The following is a 16043-nucleotide window of genomic DNA, read 5'->3' on the forward strand; positions in this document are numbered from 1 at the left end:
GATAGCTAGGAATAATTCCTAGCTATTTTTGTAATTTAAGTACTAAAGAGAACTTACTGCCTTTTTGATACTGACTTTCGACCAAAATATCCCCATTCAGTTGATGTGCAAGTTGTCGCGCAATATAAAGACCTAGACCATGTCCTCCTGTCTTCATATTTCGTGAAGATTCTACACGATAAAGGCGATTAAAAATAGAAGCAAGATCTTCATCTTTTATCCCATAGCCTTGGTCAATAATATCGATAACGATATCTTGACGATTTGAATAGGCCTTGATAGTCAAGGGACTTCCAGGATCAGAATATTTGACTGCATTGCTAATCAAATTCAATAAAATTCGTGATAATTTATCATATTGACTAGATAATTTCGAAACATCTGGCGCAACATCAATCATTACTTGGCGATTTTCTTTTTCAAACACCAATTGAAATTCAGATAAAATATCAATCAGTAGTTTATCCAGATAAATTGTTTCTTCTTTATGAGGTTCAGCCGTGTCTGACATAGTCTCTAATGTAATAAAACTTAATTCTTCAACCAGATGGTTAAGACGGTTTGTTTGACGAGAAATGGTATTGAGATAATAGTTAACTTCTTCTTCAGATATAATACCATCTAAAATACCTTCTACTGTTGATTGTATAGAGGTAATTGGAGTCTTGATATCATGTGAAAGTTGTGCAATCATCATTGTTTTTTCGCGTTCACTCTCGTTTAGAGATTTAAACGTTGACTCTAACTCTGAAGACATTTGGTTAAAGGCTGTCTCTAAATCCTTGAATTCTTGTGGTGAACAAATTTGTGCTTTTGTATCAAAACGTCTTTGAGAAATATCCTTCATTTTTTGTTTTAACTTTTTCAAAGATGTAAATACACTTGATAATAAGAACAAATTAACTATACCACCTACGATACAGGCAATAATTGTAACTGAAAGGATGTAGGAAACACCTCGAGTCTCAATCAGCATATGATTAAGCCCAAAGAAAACACCTGCTACAGTTATTAACATAGAAATAAGGTAACCAATAACAATATAATATTTTAATTTCATTTTATTCCTCTAATTTATACCCTAATCCCCAAACTGTTTTGATAGTTGGGGTATTGTCTGTACTAAATTTAGCAAGGTCATTGCGTAAGGCATGGATATGAACATTCAAAGTATTAGTGTCATCTAAAAATTCTTCGCCCCAGACACGTTCATAAAGCTCTGTTTTTGAAAAAACACGATTCAAATGATTTGCTAATATCCAAAGCAAGTCAAATGATTTATTGGTTAAGGAAATTGTATTGCAGTCTACCATTACCAAACGTTGTTTTTGGTCGATAACCAAATCACCAATCGTCAACACTTCAGATTGTTGATGATTCCCATAGATACGTCTTAGAATATTTTTAACACGTAAAACTAATTCCCTAGGACTGAAAGGCTTGGAAATAAAGTCATCTGCACCCATACTCAAAGAGTAAATTTTATCTGGTTCAGATACTTTAGCGGTTATAAAGAGAAAAGGTTGGTTGGGTTCTCGAACTAGAACTTCACTAATAAAATCATAGCCATCCATTTTAGGCATCATAATATCACTAATAATTAGGTCAAAACGATTCTCATCTACCTCTTTGAGTGCTTCTATGCCATCCGCAGCTACTGACACTTCATATCCTGCTTGCTCTAGATAACGTCTATTAATATCAATAATTTCAAATTCATCGTCAACTAATAATAATTTTTGTGTCATTCTACTCTCCTAATGAGTCAAAATAGTGCTATACCTCTAGTATAACACTATTTTACCACGATAACCCTCAATAATTTTAAACAAATTTGGTGTTCTGAATTAAATACTATCCCTATCTTTGTTTAGATTTTTTAAGGCCTAGCGCAGTTAGACCTGTCGCAAAGGCTAGACTAAGCATACCTAGCACACCTACATTTTGTTGCTTTGTTTCACCTGTGTTAGGTAAATTTTTAGACATCATAGACATTTTTTTACCAGCTTTATCATTTGATTTAGCTTGTGATGACATTTGCATATTAGCTGACATCTTGTTGTTAGACATCATCATACCAGTATTTATTTTAGATGAAGTCATTTCTTTCTTCATAGGCATTGTCATCTTATCTTTTTTCATCATCATTGATGTGCTATTCATATCTTTTTTAGCGACATTAATATGAATCATCACTGTCTTTTGTCCTAAAATAGTATTCATATCAACTTTGCCATCTTTCGTACCATAAATAGTGATAGTTGCTTGATAAGTATGGCTTCCATTTGCCTTAATTTGATCTAAGAGAGCTTGGCCTTTTTTACCGGCTGTATTGCCATTAAGAGAGACTTGGTAGAAGTATTTACCCTTAGTTAAATCTTTTAACGGTAATAATGGACTATTTTTATCAACACCATTGTCTGACCATTTTGCTCCCTCTGAAGCTTTAAGGATTAAACGCGTTAACATGCCATCTCCACCAAACGCTTCATATGGAATCGTTTCGTTAACACCTGCTAAAAATGGACCTTTAGCTTTTGCAGCACTAACATATTTTGCTGGGACGTCTACTTTTTCTTTAAAGGCCATCTTTAGAGAATTTTTTACTTCCATATCAGTTGTAATGTGAGGAATGTTAATGGTTACCATTTTTTGGCTAATCATGTTTTTTAAATCAACTTTACCATCTTTAGCACCATAAACTCTAATTGTGGCTTGGTAGCTATGTTTATCATTAGCTTTAATTTGATCTAAGAGAGCTTGTCCCTCTTTACCTGTCGTATTACCATTTAAAGAAACTTGATAGAAATATTTACCTTTAGTTAAGCCTTTCAATGGTAATAATGGACTATTTTTATCAACACCATTATCTGACCATTTTGCCCCTTCAGAAGATTTAAGGATTAAACGCGTTAACATGCCATCTCCACCAAACGCTTCATATGGAATTGTTTGATTTACACCTGCTAGAAATGGGCCATTCCCTTTTGCTGCATTAACATAATGAGCCGGAACGTCTACTGTCTGTTTAAAAGCAGTATCAGTTGATTTCTTTACCTCATCTACACTAGTCGTTTTGGTCATCGCTACATGTGTCGGCGTTGCCATCATTTTTCTAACAGAGGTAGCCACCATCATAGGTTTGTCACTCGTTTTTTCAACTTTTGCCATATTTTGCATTTTAGGCATTTCTGAACTTGTCTCCATCGTAGTAACTTTTGATAATGCCTTATCAGTACTACTTTCTACATTTGTAGAAGTGTTAGCTGTTGGGGCTGTAATGGTTGTTTTAGGTTGGGGCATCTCATCTGCTGAAACAATATGAGATTGCCCTAAAGCAACAATGCTACCACTAGCAATCATTACAGATGCAGCTCCAACTTTCAATCGGCGAATTGACCATTTATTGTATTGTGATATTTTCATAAGGGATTCCTCTTTCTTTTTGTTAATGAGAGTATACCAACAAAAAATAAATCATTTTTTAAGCAATTATAAATTATTTCTTAATTATTACTTAGTAAAACTTAAACTTTTTCTCTTAGTCTAGAAACAAAAAAAGATTGAACAATTACGTTTCAATCTTTTTTATATTTATCCTTGCGCTTCCTCTGACACTCCGGACAGATACCATAAGCTACTAACTGAACTCTAGTCACTTCAAAACCTGTTTGTTGGTGTGCTTCTCTAGAAATATCCAATAAGTCAACATCGACAAAATCAACGATTTTCCCACAATCTTCACAGGCAATGTTTAGGTGCTGATGCCCCATAAAATCATAATAAGTTGTACTATAATTGCAAAGTTTTAGCTCTGTCACAAACCCCTCATCCACAAGGACCTTAAGGTTATTGTAAACTGTTGCCAAGCTCATGTTAGGATATTCTGGCAGTAAATCATTGTAAATCTTTTCTGCACTCGGATGCTCACGACTATTAACCATATAGGAAATAATAGCCTTTCGAGTCTCAGTAATTCGAATACGTTTTTCACGGAGATGCTCTAGGACGTTTTCATAAGCATCGAGAGGTCTATGACCATGTGAATGACTGTCCATAGGACTCCTTTCCAGCACGAACTTTAATTTAGCATGGTTATTATAGCATAATTTATATTATTTGCCTATTAAACACGGTAATTAGTTAGTTTCTGAGTGTAATTTTTGGTATTCAACTTTCAGACATTTATTCATGACAATCTGTTTGTGTCCTGCTTGCTTTAGAATTGTCTCTGCTTCTTGACTTTCAAGTCCAAGCTGAGCCCAGAAAATATCAGCGTCTACTTCTAAAAATTCTCTTGCAATATCAGGTAAATACTCGCTACGTCGAAAAATATTAACAATATCAATATGTTCAGTGACATCCTTAAGTGAGGCATATGTCATTTGCCCAAGTATTTTCTGTCCTGCATTTTTAGGATTAACTAGAATAATTTGATAACCTGCTTCTTGCATTATTTTTGATACTTGATAAGCTGCAGTTTCTTGACGGTCTGACAATCCTACAACTGCGATGGTCTTTGCTTTTGTTAAATAATTTTTTAACATAAAATCACTTGGATTTTGAAAATGATAAACCATATTAATGACTCCTTTACGTATGTTGTCTACTACTTCGCCTCATACCAAGTCTCACCTGCGTTCTCATCTGCAATCAAAGGTACCGATAAACTAATTGCTGACTCCATTGTTTTTGTAACCAACTCCTTGATTGCTCCTATCTCCTCGTTAGGGACTTCAAGTACAATTTCATCATGAACTTGCAACAGCATTTTTGATTTATAACCACCTTTATCAAGTACCCTATCTAAATTTATCATTGCAATTTTAAGAATATCAGCTGCACTTCCTTGGATTGGTGAATTGATTGCTGTGCGCTCTGCAAATTGGCGAATGTTAAAATTACGAGAATTAATATCTGGTAATGAACGACGACGATGGAAAAGTGTTTCAACGTAACCCTTATCTTTTGCTTCACGAACAACTGTTTCCATATAGTTTTTTATTCCAGGATAACGCTCAAAATAGGTGTCAATATATTGCTTCGCTAGTTTACGAGGTATTCCTAAATTATGCGATAGACCAAAATCTGAAATACCATAAACAATTCCAAAATTAACAGCCTTAGCATTTCGACGATCATTGGGAGTGACATTCTCAGGTTTTTCGATACCAAAAACACGCATAGCTGTTGAAGTATGAATATCAGCTCCCTCTTTAAAGGCAGCGATCAAATGTTCGTCTTTTGAAATATGTGCTAACACGCGCAATTCTATTTGAGAATAATCTGAACTCAATAAAACAGCATTGTCTTCTGATGGAACAAAAGCCTTTCGGATAAGCCGTCCTTGCTCTAGTCTAACTGGTATATTTTGAAGGTTTGGGTCAGAACTTGAAAGACGACCTGTCTGAGTCAAATCTTGAACATAACGTGTATGAATTTTACCATCTTCTAAAATATAATCTTGTAAACCAATAATATAGGTTGATTGCAATTTAGTGATTTGACGGTACTCTAAAATTTTAGTTACAAGAGGAGAAATCGGAGCTAAGCGCTCTAATACATCTACTGCAGTTGAATAACCTGTTTTTGTTTTTTTAGTCATTTCTACAGGAAGACCTAACGTTTCAAACAACAACTTTCCTAACTGTTTTGGAGAATTAATATTAAACTCTTGCCCAGCCAATTCATAGATTTCTTGTGTTAATGTTTCGATGACTTTTTGATTTTCAATGGCCATTTCATTCAAGGTATTTTTCTTAACCTTAATACCTCGAATTTCCATTTTAGCTAAAACATTCGCTAAAGGTTGCTCCATTTCAAACAGCAATTCTTCTTGTTCATTAACTTTAAGCTGTTGCATAATATTAGCCTCAGAATCCACTAAAACTTTTACTTTTTTAGCTAGATGATCAAGAAATCGTGTTTTTTCTGGTATAGCGCGTTTAGCACCTTTCCCATAAACAGCATCATCAGTATCCAGTGGCAGATTTGTATATAACCTAGCAATTGTTGATACTAGATTATCCTCAGTAGTAGACAAAAGGTACTTGGCCAATCTAGTATCAAAGGCTGGCTCTGGTAAATCAATATTAAAACGATTTAAAAGGACCTTACTTCTTTTAAAATCATAAGTTTTGATAGGTTTTGATAAAGCTTTTTTAAATAAAGCTTCTTGCAATAACGATACATCACTAGTAGCGTAGATTGTATCGCTATTTCCCCAAGCTATCCCAATTAAATCTTCTACGTGGTAGTTATCACCTAACATCTCAAAGTAATAAAAATCATTATCAGAGAACATTTCTGGTTTTAATTGCTCCACTTCAGTAAAGTCAACCTCAAAATCTTCCTGACTTGTCTCCTCACCCAGAGCTGCTTTAAACTGTTTAAAATCCATCTCATCATAAAATTGAGACAAGGCTTTTATATCTTGCGGTCCACTATAAAGGATATCTTCTAAGCCGATTGTTATAGGTGATGCTATGTTGATTGTAGCTAGGGTCTTTGATAAGAAAGCTTGCTCCTTATCATTGATAAGGTTTTCTTTCATCTTAGACTGTTTCATAGCCTCAATATTTTCATAGATCCCTTCTAAGGAACCATATTCTGATAACAACTTCAAGCCAGTTTTTTCACCGATTTTAGTAACCCCAGGAATATTATCTGATTTATCTCCCATCAAAGCTTTTAAATCAATAAATTGACTCGGCGTAATTCCCATTTTTTCCATAAGGTAAGCTGGCGTGAATTCTTCAAACTCAGCAACTCCCTTTTTAGAGATTTCTACTACCGTGTTAGTGTCTGTTAATTGAATTAAATCTTTATCCCCAGAAACCACCGTTATATCAAAATGCTCTTTACTAGCTTCGGCTTGTTTTGCAAGAGTACCAATGATATCATCGGCTTCATAATGTTCCAATTCATAATGTTTGATGCCTAAGACATCTAATTGTTGACGAATATAAGGAAATTGTTCACGAAATTCATCCGGAGTTTTAGCACGCCCACCTTTATAATCTGCATACATTTCCGTACGGAAAGTAGTTTTTCCAGCATCAAAAGCCACTAAAATATGACTAGGCTGGACACGACCTAAAATATGATTCAACATCAAATGGAAACCATATATGGCATTAGTATGAAGTCCAGAATTGTTTTTAAAGCGGTCAATTTGATTATAAAGAGCAAAAAAAGCACGAAAGGCTACAGATGAGCCATCAATTAAAAGTAATTTATTCTTGTTTGTCATAGGTCTATTATAGCATAAGCTATCTGTAAACTTCTGAATTTTGTTAGTTTATTAAACAAAAGAACCCTAAACAAACAGTGTTTAAAGTTCCTTTTATTATTCTATATCTATTTTAACGTAAAGCATAGTCATAAATAGCTTTAGCAACCCCGGCTTGGTTATTATCCACCGTTATATATTTACATCTAGATTTAATCTCATCTGATGCATTCCCCATAGCAACGCTATTGGGAACTAAATCTAATAATTCAATATCGTTAGGAGCATCACCGATAGCCATAACTTGATTAATATCCAGTCCTAATTTTGCTATCAAGGATTTTAAGCCTCTTGCTTTTGTTACTCCTTGAGGCATAATCTCATAAATATAGTCTTGGCTTCGAACTCCACTAAATTTCGAGATTAAGGTTTCTTCAACAGCTTCTTGAAAAGCAGTTACATCTGCATCTAATCCCATGTACATTGCTTGAAAGACAATTTCTTCTTGATTGCGAAGAGCATCTAAACTTGTTGACTTTGCTTTTGTAAAAACTAAATCAGCATCATAAGCAACAATTTCAGGAACTTCCTCACCAACAGCGTAAAATGTATTTTCAGCTGTTAATGTTAAACAAACGTTGGGAAATTCTTTAACAACCTCCTCAAGAAAGATGAGTTCATCATGTGTTAAAGTTGCAGAATCAATCAATTGCCAATCTTTCGTGCTATAAGTGCTACAACCATTATTCATGATAATATACTCCTCTTTTGTTAAACCTAGTTCATTAAAATAAGGAAGTATACCTGACATCGGTCGCCCAGTACACAGTACAATTTTAATACCTGCTTGAGTTGCTTCTTTAATAGCTTGGATATTTTCCTTTGGAATTTTCTTTTCATCATTTAAAAGCGTTCCATCCATATCAATAGCAATTAATTTTATCATCTTTTTCTCCTCTATCATTTCTTACGTGGTCTGACAACTGGCAAGTGCCATTGTTTCTTATACCCCAACATCCTTAGGCTAGTTACAACTAACACTAACAAATAATAATCAGTTGTTGTTTTAGCAATTTTAAAATATAAAATGATCCCCACTAATATTGACCAACCTGCATATATTTCACTTCTTAGTACTCCAGGTTTTCGGCCAGCCAGAACATCTCTGACAATACCTCCACCTGCACCAGTTAGTACTGCTGCGACAATGACAGCACTAAGAGGTTGATGAGATTGAGTCGCATATAGTGCTCCTTGAACACTAAACGCTGCCAACCCAATAGCATCTGATACAACTTCGGCATCCCGTCCCTTACCACTCAACAAGTTAGGGAAAATCATAATAAACAAAATAGCTGCTGCTGCTGCATAAAAAGCAATTCCTTGACTCCAAAGTGTTTCAATAGGCAAACCAATTAGTACATTTCTAATAGCTCCACCACCAAATGCCGTTACAAAACCTAAGATAAAAAGTCCTAGAATATCAAATTCTTCCTCAATCGCCACAATAGCTCCCGAACTTGCAAAAGCTACTGTTCCAACCAAACTTAAAATGTTCCAAATATCGATTGACATCTGCACTCCTCACAACTAATTCTATTCTAGTTTATCATTTTTAGAATAAAAAAGAAGTGAGAAACTGCTCAAATTAAGAAATTAAAAGCTGTAACCACTTCTTTAGTTATTAATTTATTTCCTCTTCTAGTGAATACTTTGTGTCTTTTAAAGAACGTTTTAAAAGCCATTTGAATGTTTTTCCACTTACGACAACTTGATTTTTAGTCAAATCAACATTAACCTCGTCAACACCAATCACACTTGATAACTTATCAGAAACTATTTTAGCACAACCATCACATTTCATGCCACTAACTCGATAGGTATGTTTCATATTCTTCTCCCTTCATAAAAATTCAGTCTTATTATCTTTATTATTTTAAGACTTTTAAGCGAAGTGCGTTTAAAACTACTGAAACTGAACTAAACGCCATAGCTAAGCCTGCCAACATAGGATTGAGTAAGGGACCACCAAAAAGATGTAAAACACCCATTGCCACTGGAATCGCTAAAACGTTATAAAAGAAAGCCCAAAATAAATTTTCCTTAATAATTTGAATCGTTTGTTTACTGATAGTCATTGCTTTTAAGAGATCTGTTAGCTCAGGTTTCATCAACACGATATCTGCTGATTCAATAGCAATATCTGTTCCAGAACTCATAGAGATACCTACATCACTGCTAGCTAGCGCAGGAGCATCATTGATGCCATCACCAACCATCGCAATCTGTCCGCCTTTTTCTTTAAGTTCTAAAATAACGTTTGCTTTCTGATCAGGTAAAACTTCTGAAACAACTGTCGTGATACCCAATTTTTGTGCTATGGCATCTGCACTAGCCTTATTATCACCAGTAAGTAAAACTAAGTTAAATCCTAATCTTTGTAACTGCTTAACTGTTTCTTGGCTATCTGTCTTTAGCTGGTCCGTTAAAGTTATTAAACCGCTCAACACTCCATTTTCGGAAACGTAAACCACAGTTTGTGCTTCTTCTTGAGCTATTTCTATATCAGCCTTTGCTAAATCTAAATTAACATCGTTCTTAGTCATTAAGTTAGCATTACCTACAAGCATAGTTTTACCATTAATAATTGCACTCAAACCGTAACCCAAAATATTTTTAAAAGCCATGACTTCCCTTAAGGGAAGTTCTTTCTCTTCTGCTTTGTTAACAATTGTTTGGCTAAGTGGATGATTTGAAAGTTTTTCTACTGATGCTACTTGACCTAAAAACTCCTCTTTATCTCCCCCATATGTTTTGATAGCAACTACTTCTGGTTTCCCTTTGGTCAAGGTTCCTGTTTTATCAAAAACTATTGTATCAATGTGGTGAGCCTTTTCCAACACTTCACCACCTTTAAATAAAATACCATTCTCAGCTGCTTTACCACTAGCCACCATAATAGCTGTAGGAGTTGCCAACCCTAAAGCACATGGACAAGCAATCACTAAGACTGCAATCATAATCTTCAGAGAGAAGGCAAAACTTTGCCCCAGAATTAAGTACCAACTCAAGCCTGATAAAATTGCAATGACAATAACAAAAGGGACAAAGACTCCTGATACTTTGTCTGCTAAGTTAGCAATTGGAGCCTTACTTGTCTGTGCAGCTTCTACTAAGTTAATAATTTGTGATAGAAGGGAACCGCCAGCTTCTTTTTCAACGAAAATCATTAAGCTACCTTGCCCATTAATGCTGGCACCGTAAACCTTACTACCAACCTTTTTTTCAACTGGAATACTTTCACCTGTTAACATGGATTCATCAATACTTGATTCTCCTGCTACAACATGGCCATCAAGAGGAATTTTTTCTCCAGGTTTGACAAGAATTGTTTCACCTATTTTAACTTTATCCAAAGGAACCATATAGTCTTCACCATCTTTGATAACTCTTGCTTCTTTTGCTGATAAAGTTAATAATTTTTCAATCGAGGCTGAAGTACGCCCTTTGGATAATATTTCAAAATATTTTCCTAGAGTAATAAGTGTTAAAATAACCGCAACAGATTCGAAATAAAGCTGGTGAGCGTAGTGTATGTCACCCTGTAATATTTCGTACAATCCATATAAGCTATAAATGAAAGCCGCTGTTGTGGCTATAGTAACTAATGAATCCATATTGGGATGCCTTTTAAAAAGTGCTTTAAAACCATTTTGGTAAAAGATACGCCCAAAATACATCACCGGTAGTGTTAACAATAATTGTATCATACCATAGTTTAGAGGTCCCTTATCTGGCATCAAAAATGATGGTAACCATAAGTTAATCATTGGCCCCATGGAAATATAGAGAAGAGGTATAGTTGCAACTGCTGACATCCAAAAGCGATGCCACATCTTTTCAATTGCTAATTGGTGCCGTTCAGATTGGCTTTTAGAAGTTTCCTCTTTGAAAAGCGATGCTTCGTATCCACTCTCAGAAACACACTCTTCAATCACGTTTGGCGATAAGGTTGTATCATCAAACGTAACTGTCATTTTCTCTGTTGCTAAATTTACTACTGCACTATCCACATGGTCTAACTTGTTGACAGCTTTTTCTATCGTTAAAGCACAAGATGCACAAGTCATCCCATCAATCAAAAATGTTTCTTTTCTATTAGCCATATTTTCTCCTTTCTAATGGCATTGACACTGACCAGGAATGCAATTACAAGCTACACGTTCAAGTGTTTTGCCTTTCTTAGCTTCTAGTGATGATTGCAAATTTAATCGATCCTTCTCTGTCATTGGTATACTTTCCAATAAGTGTCTAACAATAGCAACATGTTTGGTCTGACAAACTTTTTGAAATACACTATCTACCTCTGACATCATAGCTAAATCTTCATCAATTAAAGGAGAATAGCTAAATCCTTTTCCCATTTTTTCTCTGCTCACATAGCCTTTATCTAAGAGCCTTCTTAATAAGGTTTTGACAGTTGAAGGAGTCCAATCATACTTCTCTAGTAAAACTGCTAGTATCTCATTACTGGTTGTTTTCTGCTGTGCCCAAACCACTCTCATAATTTCCCATTCTGCGTTTGAAATAGTCATTTTCTCACCTCTTTCGATTTACGTTTGTAAACCAATTTTAGCAAATAAATCTACATTTGTAAACTGAAAAACATTTCTCATCTTTCTTTACTCTATTGACAAAGATGTTGGTTTTATTATAATAATATTACACAAAAATAACATTATATTAAGGAGAATACCTTGAAACCGTCCTTCAAAAAACTATTGCTACTATTTAGTATTATCACCATTTTATCCATCGCCTGTACACCACATGCAAAAGCAAGTGGGCGTTCATGGAAAAGTTGGTTTATCGAACAATACTTTTGGCTAAAGCGCGATAAAAGTTATTATAAAGTTCAAGATGAAAGTTCATTTCAAAAGTACTTAAATGCTAGCCGTGAACAATCTGATAAGGGTTATTACTTAGACCCAAACTCTGTTAATGGAGGGCTTGTTCAAGAGAGACTTTTTGATATGCAAGTCTATTCTTGGAATGACAACGGTAAAGCTAATCAAAAGACCCTTTTCTATTTAGCTGGTGGCTCTTACTTAAATAATCCAACGCCTTACCATATCAGCATGCTTAAGACGCTCTCAACTAGTCTTGATGCAAAAATTATTTTACCAATTTATCCAAAAGCTCCTCGTTATACCTATGATTATGCTATCCCTAGATTGGTTAACCTTTATAGACACTTTCATGAAAAAAACGCTAATCTCACTTTGATGGGTGATCCAGCTGGCGGAGGATTAGCTCTAGGATTAGCGCATGCGTTGTCTCACCAATCAGGGCAAGAGGCTATTCCTCAACCTAAAAATATTATCCTCTTATCTCCATGGCTAGATGTGACAATGAAACATCCAGAAATTCCCAAATACGAAGATACTGATCCTATCCTATCTGCTTGGGGTCTCGCACGTGTAGGTGAAATTTGGGCAAATGGTTCTAATAATACTAACCATACATATGTTAGTCCTAAAAATGCCCCTGCTACTAAACTCGCTCCTATTACGTTATTTACTGGAACACGAGAAATATTCTTCCCAGATATTCGCGATTATGCTGCACAACTACAAGCAGCTAATCACCCCGTTAACTATATTGCACAAGAGGGAATGAATCATGTTTATCCAATTTACCCTATTGAAGAAGCTAAAACAGCACAGTATCAAATGATTGATATCATCAATAAAACTCCTTGATACTAGCTATCTCAACTCTAAAGCTATAAAAAATAAACCATGATTTTGACATGGTTTATTTTTTATTATTCTTAATCTTTGATTCTAATCTTTTTTATCTAGATTGCGCAACATTTCATCAATCTTATTTCCGTATTCAATAGATTCATCTTTAACAAATTGTAAATCTGGTATTTTATACATAGTAAGGTTTTTACCAAGTTCACGCTTAATAGTACCAGTTGCTTTTTCTAAACCAATTTGTGCTTTTTGATTATCAGAAGCAAGTGTCGAATGAATAGTATAAAATACTTTAGCCATTGAAAGGTCACCCAACATCTGAACATCAGTAATTGTGACATCTTGTACACGTGGATCATTAACTCGGAGACGCAAAATCTCATTGACTTCACGTTTAATTTCCATTCCAACGCGATCAATACGATGATTAGCCATAATTAATCCTTTCTTCATTGTGCTCATAACTTGAAAGCTAGGACGAGCCTAGCCATAATTTTGTATTTCCCTACCAACTAAAGATACAAGTTGGGTTTCTCATAGGGGTTATTTACGTTTAATTTCTTCCATAATGTATGCTTCAATAGTGTCATCTTCTTTGAGATCGTTATAATTCTCAATCATTAGACCACCTTCTTGAGCATTGCCGACTTCTTTAACATCATCTTTATAGTGTTTAAGACTTGCTAATTTACCATCAAAAATGACAACACCATCACGGATAACACGAACACTTGAATCACGAGTAACTTTACCATTGATAACCATAAATCCACCAATAGTTCCCACTTTTGAAACTTTAAAGGTCTCACGAATAATGGCTTCACCAAGGATTTTTTCTTGGTATTCAGGATCAAGTTTACCTTTCATCGCTTCTTCAACTTCTTCGATAACTTTATAGATAATGCTATGTTGACGAATTTCGACATCATCAGCATCGGCTTGTTGACGAGCTTGTGGAGTAGGGCGTACGTTAAATCCTATAATAACAGCATTTGATGCTTCAGCAAGAGTTACATCAGACTCATTAATAGCACCAACTGCTGAGTGAACAACATTAACTTTTACTCCTTCAACATCAATCTTAAGGAGAGAAGCTGCAAGTGCTTCTACAGAACCTTGCACATCAGCTTTGATAATAACATTAACTGACTTAACTTCACCAGCTTTAAGGGTATCAAATAAGTTCTCGAGGCTAACACGTTGCGTGTTTTGGCGTTGTTTTAAGAGAGCACGTTTTGCACGTTCTTCACCTGCAGCACGCGCAGCTTTCTCATCTGCATAAACAGCAAAATGATCACCAGCCATTGGAGCTTCGTTCAAACCAGTAATAGAAACTGGTGTAGATGGACCCGCAACTTTGACACGACGTCCAAGATCATTAGTCATCGCACGAACACGTCCAAATGTATTACCAACAACGATTGGATCTTGTACATTTAAAGTACCTTGTTGGACAAGAAGCGTTGCAACGGCTCCCTTACCTTTATCAAGACGGGCTTCAATAACAGTACCAATAGCACGAACATCTGCATCTGCTTTTAATTCTTCCATTTCAGCAACTAAAAGAACTGTCTCAAGTAATTCTTGAATATTTTTACCAAACTTAGCTGAAATTTCAACAAATTCAGACTCACCACCCCATGCAGTAGAGATGACACCATGCTCAGCTAATTCACTGATAACGCGTTCTGGATTTGCACCAGGTTTATCAATTTTGTTGATAGCAACAATAATTGGGACACCCGCAGCTTTAGAGTGATTAATTGCCTCAACTGTCTGCGGCATAACACCATCATCAGCGGCAACGATAAGGATAGTAATATCAGTTACTGATGCACCACGCGCACGCATAGAAGTAAAGGCCGCATGCCCTGGTGTATCCAAGAAAGTAATTTTCTTGCCAGCTTCTTCAATCTGATAAGCACCAATATGTTGAGTAATTCCACCAGCTTCGCCAGTAGCGACACGTGAATTACGTAGAGTATCAAGGAGAGTTGTTTTACCATGGTCAACGTGTCCCATGATAGTAACAACAGGCGGACGTTCCGTTAAGTTATCAGGATTAAGGTAATCCTCATCTGCAAAGAAGCGTTCAATATCAGCTTCATCAACTTCAACCTTAGCATGTGCTTCAATCCCGTAGTCAACCATCAATAGCTCAATAGTGTCTCCATCTAATGATTGATTCTGCGTTGCCATAACTCCCATCATAAAGAGTTTTTTAACAATTTCCGCTGGTTCGCGTTTAATACGTTTTGCAATTTCCGCAACGGTCATGCCCTCAGTATATTCAAATTCTTTTGGTAATTCATGGAATTTACGCTCTGTTACTGGTTTTGGAGCTCCATTAGTCTTACCTTTTTTATTTTTCTTATTATGATTCCAGTTACTATTTCTTTGATTTCTCACTTGGTTTTGATTATTCCAGTTTTTCTTATTTTTTGTTTGCTTTTGTCCATCTTCATTTTCATTTGAAAATTGACGAGACTTATCAGAACGAGTTTGTTTTTTACGACGACTATCTGCTGTCTGTGATGGCGTAGCGGCTACTTTATTGACAATTTCTTTTACCTTAGCAACAGGTTTAGAAGCAAGTTTTTCCTTAGCTTTTTGAGCTTCTTCTTGCGCTTTTAACGCTGCTGCTTTAGCTAGTTCTTGCTCCTTAGCTGCTTGACGTTTGGCTTCTTGCTCTTCACGGAAACGCTGCTCACTATGACGTGAGTATTCAGCATTTTGCTCAGCTTTCAAAGCTGCTGCTCGAGCTTTAAAGTCAATGCGATTGCCTGCAGGTTGCTGAGGACGCGTTTGGGGTTTCTGTTTATGATCAGCATAACGCCCATCATTTTTATTACGGTTATTTTGCTGACCTTGTCGGTTATCATTACGATTACCATTTGAACGCTTTTGACCTTGATGGCGTCTGTCGTCAGAGCGTGTATCATTATGGCGATTATTCTTACGGTGATCCCCATTATGTTGACGCTTCTCCGCTTCAGCTTTAGCACGAGCCTCGCGCTCCGCCTTAAAGTTACGACTTTGTGGTTTCGGTT

13 protein-coding genes and 1 pseudogene are annotated in these 16043 nt (G+C 35.7%); 1 reads left to right on the forward strand and 13 read right to left on the reverse strand.

The window, feature by feature from the left end; translation table 11 throughout:
* Nucleotides 1-22 precede the first annotated feature (22 nt).
* The 11 genes from HMPREF9171_RS104965 to HMPREF9171_RS104915 all read right to left on the reverse strand — a co-directional run bounded on the left by HMPREF9171_RS104965 (nucleotide 23) and on the right by HMPREF9171_RS104915 (nucleotide 11826).
* Nucleotides 23-1060 (reverse strand): HAMP domain-containing sensor histidine kinase, encoded by a 1038-nt coding sequence (locus HMPREF9171_RS104965; protein ID WP_000770238.1) that lies wholly within the window; start codon nucleotides 1058-1060, stop codon nucleotides 23-25.
* Between the two features lies 1 nt (nucleotide 1061).
* On the reverse strand, nucleotides 1062-1748 hold the full coding sequence (locus HMPREF9171_RS104960; RefSeq protein WP_000192298.1) for a response regulator transcription factor: 687 nt from the start codon (nucleotides 1746-1748) through the stop codon (nucleotides 1062-1064).
* A 112-nt stretch (nucleotides 1749-1860) separates the two neighbouring features.
* A complete protein-coding gene (gene pbsP, locus HMPREF9171_RS104955; RefSeq protein ID WP_000703849.1) occupies nucleotides 1861-3426 on the reverse strand; it encodes a plasminogen-binding protein PbsP in 1566 nt (521 codons plus the stop codon).
* 152 nt (nucleotides 3427-3578) lie between these two features.
* Nucleotides 3579-4058: a peroxide-responsive transcriptional repressor PerR gene (perR, locus tag HMPREF9171_RS104950; protein WP_000377090.1), complete on the reverse strand. Its 480-nt coding sequence runs from the start codon at nucleotides 4056-4058 to the stop codon at nucleotides 3579-3581.
* 81 nt (nucleotides 4059-4139) lie between these two features.
* A complete protein-coding gene (locus HMPREF9171_RS104945) occupies nucleotides 4140-4580 on the reverse strand; it encodes a CoA-binding protein (protein WP_000262485.1) in 441 nt (146 codons plus the stop codon).
* Between the two features lie 29 nt (nucleotides 4581-4609).
* On the reverse strand, nucleotides 4610-7252 hold the full coding sequence (polA, locus tag HMPREF9171_RS104940) for a DNA polymerase I (protein ID WP_000182597.1): 2643 nt from the start codon (nucleotides 7250-7252) through the stop codon (nucleotides 4610-4612).
* A 112-nt stretch (nucleotides 7253-7364) separates the two neighbouring features.
* A complete protein-coding gene (locus HMPREF9171_RS104935; RefSeq protein WP_000593339.1) occupies nucleotides 7365-8177 on the reverse strand; it encodes a Cof-type HAD-IIB family hydrolase in 813 nt (270 codons plus the stop codon).
* A 14-nt stretch (nucleotides 8178-8191) separates the two neighbouring features.
* Entirely contained in the window at nucleotides 8192-8806 is a 615-nt protein-coding gene (locus HMPREF9171_RS104930; protein WP_000020721.1) for a trimeric intracellular cation channel family protein, read from the reverse strand.
* Nucleotides 8807-8915: 109 nt separating this feature from the next.
* On the reverse strand, nucleotides 8916-9122 hold the full coding sequence (locus tag HMPREF9171_RS104925) for a heavy-metal-associated domain-containing protein (protein WP_000683373.1): 207 nt from the start codon (nucleotides 9120-9122) through the stop codon (nucleotides 8916-8918).
* A gap of 40 nt (nucleotides 9123-9162) precedes the next feature.
* A complete protein-coding gene (locus tag HMPREF9171_RS104920) occupies nucleotides 9163-11397 on the reverse strand; it encodes a heavy metal translocating P-type ATPase (RefSeq protein ID WP_000013404.1) in 2235 nt (744 codons plus the stop codon).
* A 12-nt stretch (nucleotides 11398-11409) separates the two neighbouring features.
* Entirely contained in the window at nucleotides 11410-11826 is a 417-nt protein-coding gene (locus HMPREF9171_RS104915; RefSeq protein ID WP_000155908.1) for a CopY/TcrY family copper transport repressor, read from the reverse strand.
* 162 nt (nucleotides 11827-11988) lie between these two features.
* Between HMPREF9171_RS104915 and HMPREF9171_RS104910 the strand changes: the two genes are divergently transcribed.
* The gene (locus tag HMPREF9171_RS104910) at nucleotides 11989-12993 is read left to right on the forward strand and encodes an alpha/beta hydrolase (RefSeq protein ID WP_000804615.1); all 1005 of its coding nucleotides are present in this window, start codon (nucleotides 11989-11991) and stop codon (nucleotides 12991-12993) included.
* A gap of 84 nt (nucleotides 12994-13077) precedes the next feature.
* Here HMPREF9171_RS104910 and rbfA read toward each other — a convergent pair whose 3' ends face one another.
* Entirely contained in the window at nucleotides 13078-13428 is a 351-nt protein-coding gene (rbfA, locus tag HMPREF9171_RS104905) for a 30S ribosome-binding factor RbfA (protein ID WP_001273670.1), read from the reverse strand.
* Between the two features lie 108 nt (nucleotides 13429-13536).
* Nucleotides 13537-16038: pseudogene (gene infB / locus HMPREF9171_RS104900) on the reverse strand (translation initiation factor IF-2); the annotation flags it as partial.
* Between the last annotated feature and the right edge of the window lie 5 nt (nucleotides 16039-16043).

Source organism: Streptococcus agalactiae ATCC 13813 (genome assembly GCF_000186445.1).
Lineage (GTDB): Bacteria > Bacillota > Bacilli > Lactobacillales > Streptococcaceae > Streptococcus > Streptococcus agalactiae.